The sequence below is a fragment of the Microbulbifer mixtoriginis (SeqCode) genome (assembly GCF_052467515.1).
On record NZ_CP174314.1, the window covers coordinates 3,953,172 to 3,967,711 of the forward strand.

The window sequence follows — 14,540 nt, forward strand, 5'->3', positions numbered from 1 at the left end:
AGTCCGTGGCCCGGCCCAGTATTAGCAGCAATATAGGTAGAGCGTGGACACGATTTATGTGAGGGGTGCTCGCACCCACAACCTGAAAAATATCGATCTGGACATCCCCCGCGACAAGCTGATCGTGATAACCGGACTGTCTGGTTCCGGTAAATCCTCCCTGGCCTTTGATACCCTTTACGCTGAAGGCCAGCGCCGCTATGTGGAATCCCTGTCCACCTATGCACGGCAATTCCTATCGATGATGGAAAAGCCGGATGTGGATACTGTTGAGGGACTGTCGCCGGCCATCTCTATTGAGCAGAAGTCCACCTCCCACAACCCGCGCTCCACCGTAGGCACCATTACTGAGATTTACGACTACCTCAGACTGCTGTTCGCCCGTGTCGGCGAACCGCGCTGCCCGGAACACGACGAACCGCTACAGGCCCAGACCGTGAGCCAGATGGTGGATCAGGTACTGACCCTGCCGGAGGGCACTAAGCTGATGCTACTGGCACCCGTAGTACGCGACCGCAAGGGCGAGCACCAGCATGTATTTGAGCAGCTGCGCCGTGACGGCTTCGTTCGAGCACGTATCGATGGCGTTATCTGTGATCTGGACGACACGCCCAAGCTGGACAAGCGACGCAAGCACACCGTAGAGGTTGTGGTAGACCGCTTTAAGGTGCGCGATGACCTGCAGTTACGCCTGGCGGAGTCCTTCGAAACTGCTTTGAATCTCACCGATGGCATCGCTTCCATCAGTTTTATGGATGGTGACCAGGAAGACCGACTTTTTTCCGCACGCCACGCCTGCCCCGTCTGTGACTATTCACTGGACGAACTGGAACCGCGCCTGTTTTCCTTCAACAACCCGGCCGGCGCCTGCCCCAGTTGCGACGGCCTGGGGGTTAAGCAGTTCTTTGACGAGGATAAGGTGATTCTCGACCCAGAGAGCAGCATCTCCGAGGGTGCTATTCGCGGTTGGGACAGACGCAACATCTACTACTATCACATGCTCGACTCCCTCGCCGAGCACTACGGCTTCGATCTGGACAAACCCTGGAAGAAACTACGCAAGGGGCACCGCAAGATCATTTTACAGGGCAGTGGCGATGAGGAAATCGACTTCAGCTATGTGAATGATCGCGGCGATGTTACCGTGCGGCAGCACACTTTCGAGGGCATTATTCCCAACTTCCAACGCCGTTATCGGGACACCGAATCCCAATCTGTACGCGAAGAACTGGCCAAATACCTGAGCACACAAAAATGCCCTGAGTGCCATGGCACCCGACTGCGCCGCGAGGCCCGTCATGTCTTTGTGGACAATCGTACCCTGGCACAGATTACCGAGCTGCCCGTCGGCGATGCTTTCAACTATTTTGATCTCGAGCTGACCTTCAGAGGTGCCCAAAAAGAAATTGCCGATAAAATTCTTAAAGAGCTGCGCGATCGCTTTCGCTTCCTGGTAGATGTGGGGCTCAACTACCTAACTCTGAATCGCAGCGCAGAAACTCTATCTGGCGGTGAGGCACAGCGGATTCGCCTGGCCAGCCAGATCGGGGCCGGCCTGGTGGGCGTAATGTATATCCTCGACGAACCTTCTATTGGCTTACACCAACGGGACAACGAACGCCTACTTAACACTCTTACCCATCTACGCGATATCGGTAACACAGTCATTGTCGTTGAGCACGATGAGGACGCTATCCGCAGTGCCGACTTTATTGTCGATATAGGCCCCGGTGCCGGTGTTCATGGTGGCGAAGTCGTCGCGGCTGGTACCGCGGATAAAATCACCAAATGTAAAAAATCTCTCACCGGACAGTACCTGTCCGGAAAAAAGAAAATTGCTGTACCGGAAGAGCGCTATATCCCCAACGAGGACTATATGCTGCGCCTCGAAGGTGCCAGCGGCAACAATTTGCAAAACGTAGACCTGGAAATCCCCGTAGGCCTGTTTACCTGTGTCACTGGTGTCTCGGGCTCTGGTAAATCTACCCTAATCAATACCACCCTCTACCCTCTTGCTGCCACAGCACTCAATAAAGCCACCACCTTGAAGGCCTCCCCATATGAGTCCGTTCATGGGTTAGAGCATTTCGATAAATGTGTGGATATCGATCAGAGCCCTATAGGCCGCACCCCAAGGTCTAATCCGGCCACCTACACAGGTATTTTTACCCCGATTCGAGAGCTATTTGCCGGTACCCAGGAAGCACGCTCACGTGGCTACAAGCCAGGCCGTTTCAGCTTTAATGTAAAAGGCGGTCGCTGTGAGGCTTGTCAGGGCGACGGTGTGATCAAAGTCGAAATGCATTTTCTACCGGATATCTATGTGCCCTGCGACACCTGCCATGGTAAACGGTACAACCGCGAAACTCTGGAAGTACATTACAAAGGCAAAAATATCCACGAGGTATTGGAAATGACAGTGGAAGATGCGCGAGAGTTTTTTGACCCCGTGCCCGCAATTGCCAAGAAATTACAAACCCTGATGGATGTCGGTCTCTCCTATATCAAACTTGGCCAGGCGGCCACCACACTTTCCGGCGGCGAAGCGCAGCGAGTAAAACTCTCCCGTGAACTGTCCAAGCGCGACACCGGCCAAACCTTGTATATCCTTGACGAACCCACCACTGGCCTGCATTTTGCCGACATCCAATTATTACTGGATGTCTTACATCGCCTGCGCGATCACGGCAATACCATCGTGGTTATCGAACACAATCTCGACGTCATTAAAACTGCCGACTGGATTGTGGACCTAGGCCCGGAAGGCGGCTCCGGTGGAGGACAGATTATTGCAGCGGGGACTCCAGAGGATGTGGCAGAAATGAAAGTTTCTCATACAGGGCGTTTCCTTAAACCCATGCTTGGATAAATTGATGGCCAGAACGCTTGGCCCCCTCGGCACTTTTCTGGCAAATCTCTATGCTGCTCTTAAAAGACTCTAAGTATTTTGTCTTGCTTCAGGGGGGCTATCCCCCTGAAGCAAGAGAAGTGCCTCTGTGAATTACTCGAAGGCTCCCCTTACCTTTTAAAGACCTAAACAAATGAAGTTTCTCAATAAAGAAAGGCTCAACTTAATAATTGCATTATGCGCAATTTTAATTTCTATAGCCTCATTTTATGCCACTTATCTGCAAGCCAAGGCCGCAAACAAACAAGTCCGAGTTATGACTATGCCTGTGGTTAAATTTGACCAAGGAAACTTTGATGGAGCGACACAAAAACCAACTATAATTTTCTCATTACATAACGCCGGCTCGGGACCCGCAATCCTGAAGTCTCTAGAGTTCACTTATCATGATAAGACTTACTCAGACCTTGAAGCGTTTCTAACCTCTTGCTGCCACAAAGAAGAAAAAAATTTATATCAGACGATTCACGAGCTAGAAAATAAAGGAGAAAGTACTCTCGCGGCAAGGAGTGGCTTAAACACAGTAATATTGGAACAAGCCATTATCGCTTCACATTTCTCCCTAAAATTCTTGACACTTCAAAGAACAGCCGCCAATGAAGCACTTTGGACAAAGTTAAATGCATTAAGAAATGACATTGAAGTGAAAGCATGTTTTTGCTCACCTCTGGGCGACTGCTATGAATCAAAAGGTGTGCAAATTTCTTCAGAGGTGAAGTCTTGCCCTACAAGTTGAAAATGAAATAGTTTAGGCCTAAAGATGAGTGTAAGTCGAAGGGACTGATATTATGCGCATAGACATCAACTGTGACCTGGGTGAAGGTAGCGATCTAAAAAGCTGCATTAGGGACACGCAAATCATGCCCTTTATTTCCCGCTGCAATATCGCCTGTGGCGCTCACGCAGGAAACCGGGACATTATGCGCCTTTCCATTCTCAACGCACAAAAACATCATTTAAAAATTGGAGCGCACCCCGGCTATCCTGACCGGGAAAATTTTGGAAGAAAGTCTGTCAAACTCCCAATAAACCTATTACTTGATTCCTTATTTCAACAGCTCGATCAGCTGCAATCCCTGACTACTGAAGCAGGTATACTGCTGGATCACGTTAAACTACATGGCGCTTTATATAACGATGCCGAAGCAGATAGGTTACTCGCTAAAGAAATTATCTCACTCTTCGCCAAAGAGTATCCCTCTCTGAAAATTATCGGTTTAGCCAACGGTGCGATGGAGTCTGTGGCAATAGAGAAGCAGTGCACCTTTTATCGGGAGGGTTTTATAGATAGGCACTACTTAAACAAAGACAAATTGGCCCCACGTAATCTACCTGGCTCAGTGCTAAATAATATTGAAAACTGCCTAGAACGAGCTGTCGCATTGGCAAAGGGTACAGACTTCACAAGCTATTATGGCACACCGCTGAAGTTCTCTGTGGATACGATTTGTTTACATGGTGACAATCCTGCCGCTCTAAAAATCGCAAAAGCACTAGTCAAGCACCTACAACATCATGGCCTGAACATACAATCGTGACATCCTCCAAACAAAGAAACCACTCAACTAAGCTCCATTTTAGTGTTTACCCAAATGGAGATAGTGCGTTAGATATCCGCTTCAACTCAGAGCCAAGTGAAAACCTTAGCCGTCATATTATTGGGCTTAAAGAATATCTCCTTAACAAAAATCCCAATAACTTTATTGAATTAATTCCTGCCTATCAATGTCTGACACTAATTTTTAACCCTGCTATATTTGATAGCGAGATGCTCTCACAGAAAGTTCAACAATCAATTCAAGACTTCCTTAAAGCCCACAAAAACATCTCACGAAAACCCCGTACTATTCGCATTCCTGTGTGCTATGAATCAATTTTTGCTCCAGATATTTCAATATTGAGCAAACACACTGGCTTATCCAGCAAAGAAATTATTAAGCTGCATACAGCACCCTCTTATCTCGTACATATGTTGGGCTTTACTCCCGGATTTTTGTATCTCGGCGGTCTCAACCCTAGACTGGAATGTCCTCGCAAAAAAAATCCACGGGTGTGCATTCCTGCAGGAGCTGTTGGCATCGGCGGCAGCCAGACAGGAGTTTACCCACAGGCCACACCAGGAGGGTGGCAAATTATCGGCCAGACTCCCATTCAATTATTCCAACCCTACAGCAGCCATCCATTTATTGCAGATCCATTAGATATCATTAAGTTCTATTCGATCAATCAAGCAGAATTTGACGATATTCATCAGTCTATAATGTGAAACTGAACTAACTATGAGTATCTATTTTATTCGTCCAGGACTACAAACAAGCATTCAAGACTTTGGACGCCCAGGTCTAATGCACTGTGGAATTCCCCAAGGAGGCGCAGCCGACATCCTGTCCATGCAACTTGCCAATCTGCTATTGGGTAACTGCCTTAACAACCCTGTATTGGAATTAACGTTAACTGGTCCAGTTATTAGGTTCGAATGTGATATCTCAATAGCTATCACAGGAGCACAATTCAATGTTCTGTTAAATAAAATAACTGTAGAAAATTACAAGGTCATCCAAGTTAAGCGGGGAGATATTTTAGAATTTGGTCGACTACTAAGTGGCACCAGAGCATATATTGGCTTATCCGCCAAAATTTCTACCCCCCAGGCTTTCAACAGCGTATCAACACACTTAATCAGTCACTTTGGAGGCAACAAAGGAAAGGCTATCAGTTACGAAGAACGCTTTCATTTGAAAAATATTCGCATCGCAAAATCCGCTCACATAGATCGAAGCCTACAACCCTGCTATCAATCTCGACCACTTTTGAGAGTCATCTACGGAGCAGAAAAAAAGCGATTTACAGAGTTAACATTAAATAATTTTTTTAGAAAAACCTTTCAAGTATCCGCCCAGAGCAATCGTATGGGGATTCGCCTATCCCCATCAATCATTGTAGACTCTAAAGCTATTACGGACAGTTCGGATGAAATGATTTCCTCCGGACTTTACCCAGGCAGTATTCAGATACCTAACAATGGCGAACCCATTATTTCTTTTATTGAGGGGCAAACTATCGGCGGATATCCTCGTATTGCCCATATCATTCGAGCCGACCTGCATAGATTAGGACAACTCAAGGCTCAGGATAAAATTAATTTTCAACTAGTCAATCAAGCACAGGCAAGAGAGATACTATTAAAAAAAATGAAGTATCTTGAGAACCTTAAAAATAATCTAGCACCAGAAAATAATGAGTCTTTCATCCTCTAAAGCAAGGCTTAGGTTAATGTTTTTCACTTTATGTAAGAAAAACAATTAAACTACGAAAGTCGCCCCCTTATGTAGCAGCCTGGTCACACATTGTGACTAAGCAATATTTATCCAAACCAACCAACGCGCACTCCAAAAACCATCGACACTCCAAACTTAATAAAATATTTTTCACGAAATCTGTCAGACCAATTGGTCCAGCATGACTTAGTAGTTTTAATTAGTCTTTAGCTAGACCAAAAGTCCATTATTAACTAGTCTTCTTGGGTTTTACCTAAAGCGCGATTTGGACGAGTGTCCTACTTAGCTAACTGCAAGCGTTGAAGTGACGTTATTTTCTACAGCTTGTGTTCGCGATGCGGCCTGGTCCAGAGAGAAAACACCAATTACCGGAAGGGGATTAATAATGATAAAAATTCTCCGTGGTTTAACTATGGCATTTATTGCCAGCTCACTCCTTATCACCTCATATGCACAAGCAGAACCAGGTGATTACAATTTTTGGAAAACCCTCAAACACCTCTTTGACCCTCCCAACGCTGATGCACCGGTCTCTACCCAGCAAGCTCAGGGGATGTATCCTCTGACCAAGCACGACCCAAGCTTTAACGATGACTTCGAGCCTAAAGATTTTAATACTTGGCAAAAAGTAGATGTTCCTGCCAGTACCGGCGCCATGTGTGGCAATGGCTCCCCCTATAAATTTTTTGTTTATCGGGTGCCCGATACCAGCAATACCATTTTTTATTTTGAAGGTGGCGGTGCCTGTTGGGACTACGAAAGCTGCTCCGGCCAGGCTGGTATTCGCGGGGCACGCAACCCTAATGGCATCCCTGATGACTATCTCAGTAATGTACACCTCCTAGATTTCACAAATTTCGATAATCTCACTACCGCAGGTGTTTCACCCCTTATTTATACTCACCATCCTTACAACCAGTATAAAACTGGCGAGTGGAACATGGTTTACGTTCCATACTGCACTGGTGATATTTATGTTGGTGATAAGACAGAGATATATAAGGATAAGACTGGACAGAATTCGGATCTAATTTGGCATCATAATGGCCTGCGCAATGTGCAGGCAGTAACCTCATGGGTAAAGAATAATTTGCAGAAACCCAAGCAAATGCTTGCCGCTGGTTGCAGTGCAGGCAGCGTAGGGGCTCTGTTAAATTACACGAAGCTTCGTGAGGATATGGATGTCGAATACGGCTATCTGATAGATGATTCCGGCCCGCTTTACAAAGCGCCTCTGGACAGTGAAAACAACACTCAATACCCATCCTTACCGTTACACAACGAAGTGCTTCATTCCTGGACTACTTATACAACTGATGGGGATCCCAATGAAGAGAACCCTATTAATGCGATAAAATCTTTTACTCCAGGATTTGACAGCAATCAGTTGGCTTCGATATACCGCGCACTGTCAGATAAATTCCCCACAGATCGCCTGGGTATCACGCACTTCCTGGCAGATGGTAACTTTTCTTCATACTCCTATGAGCGCTTCTACGAAGATATTTACAACGACCCAGATGCCAACTCTCGTTTAGATAAACTACGCCAGCGCTGGCAAAAGGACACCCATGAAAATCTAATACCACTCTTGGATCAAACCAGTAATTGGGGCTACTACTTCCCAATGTTTCGCAACCTAAATGAGAGCCACTGCACCACTATTATTGACCTCAAGTACGGTGAAATTGCTGAGCATGGATTGGAGTTAGAGGACTTCCTAAACAACATCGTGAACCACAACGGTGGTGGAATGATTCGCGCCTATGAGACAGACAAAGTCTCCGACTTTGAAAACAATAGTAATTGGTTCTATGACCTAATTGGCCTGTTTATGTAACTCGTATCAGGCGTAGGGCAGTGCTGCTGCTAAAAGTACTAAAAGTAGCAGCACTGTTTATTGATTAGCTTCCGTAAACCGTTTCCCGAGCTTCCTGTAAGCGTTGTCGCAAATATTCTTGCTTATTCATTCCATTGGGGAAAGATGTCATTTGCTGAACCTCTTCAACAATAGAACGCTCTAGATCTTTATAGGTAGAGAAGCCTGGCACTTGAGTATGTGGGTCATAGCGGCTAATCACTGACTGAGCCTTTTCTCGATAAATATTAAAAAGCTGCTCGGCGCGCTGCTTGAAATCAGCTTCGTTAAGGCTATTTTTTTCTAACCAGGCTAGTTTCATCGACAGTGCTTCATAACCCGTTACTCGTTTCTCACTCTCCACCTGCTCAATTGCGTCCCAGGCCTCAGCACTGGATAAGTTCCCAAGGTCGGCAAAGTAATCTTTTAACTCCTGCTTTAACTTCTCACGATCGAGATAGGCCTTCACCCTAGGATGGTCCAGTAGTTCCACCATCTCCGTTGTATCCAGCTCTGACCAAGGTATTTCTTCAGAGATATCCTGTGCCAACCCATTATTTTCCTTTAATGGCTGCACAAACTGTTGCACTCTCGCCACACTTTCTTTGACATTAATATCGTAATGATCAATGCCGACAACAGCTAGGCTTACTGCACCGGCAAGCAATATCAGTTTTTTCATATCCAATTACCGAGCAAATTTAAATTTATATTTCGTTATGTCGGTAACTATATAAGCAGAGAAAAGCGGGGGGATGAATGGGAAGGGCGTCCCAGCTGAAGAGATATGCGCCAATATCTATTAAACAGCTGGAAAGTAAGAGAATCAGCTAAAGCGACTTATACCCAGCTCAAAGGTTGTTCATCACCTTTTTTAGCAGAACAGGGGTCTTTGGAGGTCTTTGGTGCGACATAGCCTAGCTGCTGCTCTTTAGGCAGATTTTGGGCCTCCCAGCTGGCAACCGCCTCTGCACAGAGACTACGTTGCTCTGCAGTAATCACAACACCATTGGGCCATTTACCCAACTCAATTGCTCGCCGCAGGCTGGCAACAATTTGCGGGTTCAAATTATTTAACAACTGCTCAAAAGACATACAAAATTCTCCCGTATATACAAAAAAGGCCGGTCTATGACCGGCCTTCCGTAGCAAAATTGCTAGTGCAACTTATGCTTCAGCAGCTTCGTCTTCAACTTGTGGACGATCCACCAGTTCAACGTAAGCCATCGGTGCTTTGTCACCAGCGCGGAAACCACACTTCAGGATACGGATATATCCACCTGGACGGGCTTCGTAACGAGGACCCAGCTCATCGAACAACTTGCGCACAGCATCCTTATCACGGATACGAGCGAAAGCCAGACGACGGTTGGCAACACTGTCTTTCTTAGCCAGGGTAATCAGCGGCTCGGCGACGCGACGCAGCTCCTTGGCTTTTGGCAGTGTAGTTTTGATCAGTTCGTGCTCTACCAGAGAAGCGGTCATGTTCTTGAACATGGCCTTGCGGTGAGCGCTGGTACGGCTGAATTTACGGCCACTATAGCGATGACGCATGACTCAATTCCTTACGACCACAGTTGCTGTCTCAGCAGGTCGTTCTGGAGCGGTGTCGCGCTAAGCTGTGGCACCGCTCGGGTTCTTTCTACTAGTCGCGACATCGCCGCGACTACCAAATGCTTACAGGGGGCTTAATTTGCTATCGCCTTTAAGGCTGGCCGGTGGCCAGTTTTCCAGACGCATACCCAGTGACAAACCACGGGAAGCCAGTACATCCTTGATTTCAGTCAGAGACTTCTTGCCAAGGTTCGGAGTCTTCAGCAGCTCTACTTCAGTGCGCTGAATCAGGTCACCGATGTAGTAGATGTTTTCCGCTTTCAGACAGTTAGCCGAACGTACGGTGAGTTCCAGGTCGTCAACCGGGCGCAGCAATACTGGATCAACTTCGGGCTCTTCCGCCTTCGGTTGCGCATCTTTCTCGCCTTCCAGGTCCACAAATACTGCCAGCTGTTGCTGCAGAATAGTGGCTGCACGACGAATAGCTTCTTCTGGGTCCAGAGTACCATTGGTCTCCAGGTCCAAAACCAGCTTATCCAGATCGGTACGCTGCTCTACACGCGCGCTTTCCACGCTGTAAGATACACGGCGAACCGGGCTGTAAGATGCGTCCAGCTGCAGACGGCCAATCGCGCGGCTTTCCTCTTCCTCATCACGGCGAGCGTCGGCGGGCTGATAACCACGCCCACGCGCAACAGTGAGTCGCAGGTTGAGTTCTACATCACCTGTGATATTGGCAATCACGTGTTCAGGATTCACAATCTCGATATCGTGATCTACCTGGATATCTCCAGCGGTCACTGCACCCGGGCCCTTCTTGCTCAGGCTTAATACCGCCTGATCTTTGCCGTGCATAACAACCGCGATTTCTTTCAGGTTGAGCAAGATTTCAATAACATCTTCTTGCACACCTTCAATCGCGCTGTACTCGTGCTCGACACCGTCGATTTCTACTTCGGTGACGGCGCAGCCCGGCATGGAGGACAGCAGGATGCGACGCAGCGCATTGCCAAGAGTGTGGCCGAAACCACGCTCCAGGGGCTCCAGAACCACTTTGGCGTGATTCGGATTGTACTCGGTGACGTCAATACGACGCGGTGTCAAAAACTCGTTGACAGCAGTCTGCATAGCCATACCTGTTTACAGTTGCATTCCTTAAAGTGGACTAATTGTTACTTGGAGTACAGTTCCACAATAAGGTTTTCGTTGATCTCTGCCGGCAGATCGACACGATCCGGAGTGCGCTTAAAAGTGCCTTCCAGTTTGCTCGCGTTTACGTCTACCCACTCGACATCGCCACGCTGGGCAGCGAGGGAAACGGAATTCTGGATACGCAGCTGCTTCTTGGCTTTCTCACGTACAGCGATAACGTCGCCTTCTTTAACTTGGAAAGAAGGGATGTTAACGGTAGTGCCGTTTACAAGAATTGCTTTGTGGGAAACCAGCTGACGCGCTTCAGAGCGAGTTGAGCCGAAGCCCATGCGGTAAACCACGTTGTCCAGACGCTGCTCGAGAAGTTGCAGCAGGTTTTCACCTGTAGCGCCCTTCAGACGTGCTGCTTCCTTATAGTAGTTACGGAACTGCTTTTCCAGTACGCCGTAGATACGACGAACTTTTTGCTTTTCACGCAGCTGGATGCCGTAGTCGGACAGACGGCCGCGACCAGCGCCATGCTGACCGGGCTTAGATTCTGCGCGACACTTGGAGTCGTGCGGACGTACACCACTCTTCAGCTGCAGGTCAGTCCCTTCACGACGGGACAGTTTACATTTTGGTCCAATATAACGTGCCATTCTATCAGCCCCCTCTTACACGCGACGTTTCTTGGGCGGACGACATCCGTTATGCGGGATAGGCGTCACGTCGGTGATGTTGGTGATTTTGTAGCCGCAGTTGTTCAGTGCGCGAACAGCGGATTCGCGACCGGGGCCAGGGCCCTTCACTTCTACGTCGAGGTTTTTCAGGCCGTATTCCTGAGCTGCAGTACCTGCGCGCTCAGCGGCAACCTGGGCTGCAAACGGGGTGCTCTTACGTGAGCCACGGAAGCCAGATCCACCTGCGGTGGCCCAGCTGAGGGTATTACCCTGGCGATCAGTGATCGTCACGATCGTGTTGTTGAACGATGCGTGGATGTGGGCAATACCGTCGACAACGGTCTTTTTGACCTTTTTGCGAACAGTAGTTTTTGGCTTAGCCATACCAGTATCCTAAATCCTGTATCAAATCCCCTCGGCGATTAGCCGGCCGGGGCATCTTGAACCGCGATTTCGCGCCTTAGTTAAGGCTTACTTGCGAATCGGCTTGCGCGGACCCTTACGGGTACGAGCATTGGTCTTGGTGCGCTGACCACGCAGCGGCAAGCTGCGACGGTGACGCAGACCGCGATAGCAACCCAGGTCCATCAAACGCTTGATGTTCATGGATACTTCACGGCGCAGGTCGCCTTCTACGGTAAGCTTTGCAACTTCACCGCGGATGGTTTCGATCTGCTCTTCAGACAGGTCGCGGATTTTGGTGGATTCAGCGATACCAACCGCTGCCAAAATAGACTTAGCCGTAGTTAGACCTACCCCATAAATGTGGGTCAGGGAGATCACGGCGTGCTTGTGGTCTGGTACATTGACACCAGCAATACGTGCCATAGAGGCGTACTCCACGTATTGGGAGCCACTGCTTTATATTAAGTATGTGACTCTACTTTGATTTCGGCGCTGACAGCGACTAAAAAACCGACGGCGCCACCAAAAAGGCGCGCAAGAATAGCTTTTCAGACACCAAATTGCAATAGCCCACGCCCACCACGGCCTCCCGCAGCGGATGTGGACGACAGTCAACGCCCCCTAGCGGAGGTCCAACCTTTAGGCTGACCTCCCACCACAAAGAAATTCTTTATGGTGTTGCCATTCATTACGGGGCTGTAACAAATAGCGAATTTTTCCAGCTTTTACAGAGGCGCCCAACGGACGCTCTCTGTAAGGGGCTGGCCCCTATTAGCCTTGACGCTGCTTGTGACGTGGCTCAGCGCTGCAGATTACCCGCAGAACGCCCTTGCGACGCACGATTTTGCAGTTACGGCAGATCTTTTTTACAGAAGCGCGTACTTTCATGACCTTACCTCAATTCAATCAAACTGCGAGCAGGTGACGCACTAGCGACGACCGTAGCCTTGCAGGTTCGCTTTTTTCATCAAGCCTTCGTACTGGTGTGACAACAGATGCGATTGTACCTGTGCCATAAAGTCCATCACTACTACTACAACGATCAGCAGTGAGGTACCCCCCAGATAGAAGGGAACGTTAAACCCAACCACCAGGAACTGCGGCAGCAGGGATACCAGTGCGATATACACAGCACCTACCAGAGTGAGTCGGGTCAACACACTATCGATATAGCGGGCTGTCTGCTCACCTGGACGAATACCAGGTACATAGGCACCAGACTTTTTCAGGTTATCTGCAACTTCATTCGGGTTGAACATCAACGCCGTATAGAAGAAGCAGAAGAAACCAATCAGCAGTGCGAACAAAATAATGTTCAGCGGCTGCCCTGGCCCCAGCTGCAATGCCATCCACTGCAGAATCTGGGCACCGACACCCTCACCACCCTGTCCAAACCACTGTGCCAGCGTCGCTGGGAACAGCAGGATACTGCTGGCGAAGATCACCGGAATAACACCGGCCATATTCACCTTCAGAGGCAGGTGGCTCGCCTGCGCAGCTGGTGCTGCGGAGTAGCGACCGGCTTGTCGCCTGGCGTGGTTGATCGTAATTCGGCGCTGACCGCGCTCCATTACTACAACAAAGAACACCACAGCTAAAGCGATAACACCGATGATAAGCAGCATAAGAATATGCAACTCACCCTGTCGGGCCTGCTCAAACGCCTGTCCGATAGCGCCGGGTAAACCAGCAACGATACCGGCAAAAATCAGCATGGAAATGCCGTTGCCCACACCGCGCTCAGTGATCTGCTCACCGAGCCACATCATGAATACGGCACCGGTCACCAGCGACGTTACCGCCACAAAGTAAAAACCAAACGCAGGCTCAGATGAGTAAGCCAGATTTTGCCCTGCCAACCCGAAGGTCATGCCGATACCCTGAATCAGGGCCAACACCACCGTCAGATAACGGGTGTACTGGTTGATCTTACGCCTTCCGGCCTCCCCTTCTTTCTTCAAAGCTTCCAGAGAGGGAGTCACCGCACTCATCAACTGCATAATGATGGATGCGGAGATGTAGGGCATGATGCCCAGAGCCAGAATACTCATCCTTTCCAGGGCGCCGCCTGAAAACATGTTAAACAGACCAAGGATGGTTCCCTGATTCTGATTAAACAGATTTGACAGCTTTTCCGGATCAATGCCGGGCACCGGAATATGTGTTCCCAAGCGATAAACAAGTATCGCTAGAAACAGAAAACGAAGGCGAGCCCAGAGCTCGCCCAATCCCTTGCTGTTGCCCAGGGGATTTCCACCGGATCCTGGTCGTGCCATTGGCGCCTCGATTAGTCTTCTATTTTACCGCCAGCAGCTTCGATAGCCGCCTTTGCACCTTTGGTCACTCCCAGACCCTTTACGGTTACAGCTTTAGTCAGCTCACCTGAGAGAAACACTTTGGCGCGTTTAATATGGCTGCCGATGATATCGGCATTCTTCAGCGCTGCCAAATCGATTACGTCACTTTCTACCTTGGCCAGCTCTGCCAGACGTACTTCTGCGGTGAAGCGAGAAACACGAGCGGTGAAACCGTACTTAGGCAGACGCTTCTGCAAAGGCATCTGACCGCCTTCGAAGCCCGGACGAACGCTGCCGCCGGAGCGCGCTTTTTGACCTTTGTGGCCGCGGCCACCGGTCTTACCTAAACCACTACCAATACCACGGCCAACGCGCTTGGCGCTGTGCTTGTGGCCTTGTGCGGGAGACAGGTCATTCAAACGCATG

Annotated in this window: 16 protein-coding genes; 6 read left to right on the plus strand and 10 right to left on the minus strand. The window is 48.9% G+C overall.

Features of this window, described 5'->3' with window-relative positions; genetic code table 11:
• The first annotated feature begins 43 nt into the window (after positions 1-43).
• The 6 genes from uvrA (at position 44) to ACJJIT_RS16985 (ending at position 8,026) form a co-directional block, all read left to right on the plus strand.
• Positions 44-2,869, plus strand: a complete 2,826-nt coding sequence (uvrA, locus tag ACJJIT_RS16960) for an excinuclease ABC subunit UvrA (RefSeq protein ID WP_444899134.1) — start codon at positions 44-46, stop codon at positions 2,867-2,869.
• A 172-nt stretch (positions 2,870-3,041) separates the two neighbouring features.
• On the plus strand, positions 3,042-3,644 hold the full coding sequence (locus ACJJIT_RS16965) for a hypothetical protein (RefSeq protein ID WP_444899135.1): 603 nt from the start codon (positions 3,042-3,044) through the stop codon (positions 3,642-3,644).
• A 52-nt stretch (positions 3,645-3,696) separates the two neighbouring features.
• Positions 3,697-4,446, plus strand: a complete 750-nt coding sequence (pxpA, locus tag ACJJIT_RS16970; protein WP_444887958.1) for a 5-oxoprolinase subunit PxpA — start codon at positions 3,697-3,699, stop codon at positions 4,444-4,446.
• On the plus strand, positions 4,443-5,174 hold the full coding sequence (gene pxpB, locus ACJJIT_RS16975) for a 5-oxoprolinase subunit PxpB (protein WP_444899136.1): 732 nt from the start codon (positions 4,443-4,445) through the stop codon (positions 5,172-5,174). The genes pxpA and pxpB overlap by 4 nt, the downstream gene beginning before the upstream one ends.
• 13 nt (positions 5,175-5,187) lie before the next feature.
• Entirely contained in the window at positions 5,188-6,165 is a 978-nt protein-coding gene (locus ACJJIT_RS16980; RefSeq protein WP_444899137.1) for a biotin-dependent carboxyltransferase family protein, read from the plus strand.
• A 406-nt stretch (positions 6,166-6,571) separates the two neighbouring features.
• Complete coding sequence (locus ACJJIT_RS16985) at positions 6,572-8,026, plus strand: pectin acetylesterase-family hydrolase (protein WP_444899138.1); 1,455 nt, start codon at positions 6,572-6,574, stop codon at positions 8,024-8,026.
• Positions 8,027-8,090: 64 nt separating this feature from the next.
• Here ACJJIT_RS16985 and ACJJIT_RS16990 read toward each other — a convergent pair whose 3' ends face one another.
• From ACJJIT_RS16990 to rplO, 10 genes are all read right to left on the minus strand, one after another.
• Complete coding sequence (locus tag ACJJIT_RS16990; RefSeq protein ID WP_444899139.1) at positions 8,091-8,726, minus strand: hypothetical protein; 636 nt, start codon at positions 8,724-8,726, stop codon at positions 8,091-8,093.
• Between the two features lie 158 nt (positions 8,727-8,884).
• On the minus strand, positions 8,885-9,139 hold the full coding sequence (locus ACJJIT_RS16995) for a YeaC family protein (RefSeq protein ID WP_444887953.1): 255 nt from the start codon (positions 9,137-9,139) through the stop codon (positions 8,885-8,887).
• A gap of 72 nt (positions 9,140-9,211) precedes the next feature.
• Positions 9,212-9,598 (minus strand): 50S ribosomal protein L17, encoded by a 387-nt coding sequence (gene rplQ, locus ACJJIT_RS17000; protein WP_152451171.1) that lies wholly within the window; start codon positions 9,596-9,598, stop codon positions 9,212-9,214.
• Positions 9,599-9,721: 123 nt separating this feature from the next.
• Entirely contained in the window at positions 9,722-10,726 is a 1,005-nt protein-coding gene (locus tag ACJJIT_RS17005) for a DNA-directed RNA polymerase subunit alpha (RefSeq protein ID WP_252084420.1), read from the minus strand.
• A gap of 44 nt (positions 10,727-10,770) precedes the next feature.
• Positions 10,771-11,391 carry a 30S ribosomal protein S4 gene (gene rpsD, locus ACJJIT_RS17010; RefSeq protein WP_108731669.1) on the minus strand — a complete coding sequence of 207 codons (621 nt, stop codon included), beginning with the start codon at positions 11,389-11,391 and terminating at the stop codon, positions 10,771-10,773.
• 15 nt (positions 11,392-11,406) lie between these two features.
• A complete protein-coding gene (rpsK, locus tag ACJJIT_RS17015) occupies positions 11,407-11,796 on the minus strand; it encodes a 30S ribosomal protein S11 (RefSeq protein ID WP_020411406.1) in 390 nt (129 codons plus the stop codon).
• An 87-nt stretch (positions 11,797-11,883) separates the two neighbouring features.
• Complete coding sequence (gene rpsM, locus ACJJIT_RS17020) at positions 11,884-12,240, minus strand: 30S ribosomal protein S13 (RefSeq protein ID WP_152451165.1); 357 nt, start codon at positions 12,238-12,240, stop codon at positions 11,884-11,886.
• Between the two features lie 348 nt (positions 12,241-12,588).
• A complete protein-coding gene (gene rpmJ, locus ACJJIT_RS17025; protein WP_010133825.1) occupies positions 12,589-12,705 on the minus strand; it encodes a 50S ribosomal protein L36 in 117 nt (38 codons plus the stop codon).
• A 41-nt stretch (positions 12,706-12,746) separates the two neighbouring features.
• Entirely contained in the window at positions 12,747-14,093 is a 1,347-nt protein-coding gene (gene secY / locus ACJJIT_RS17030; RefSeq protein WP_444883684.1) for a preprotein translocase subunit SecY, read from the minus strand.
• A gap of 11 nt (positions 14,094-14,104) precedes the next feature.
• A complete protein-coding gene (gene rplO / locus ACJJIT_RS17035; protein WP_020411403.1) occupies positions 14,105-14,539 on the minus strand; it encodes a 50S ribosomal protein L15 in 435 nt (144 codons plus the stop codon).
• Position 14,540: the final 1 nt, after the last annotated feature.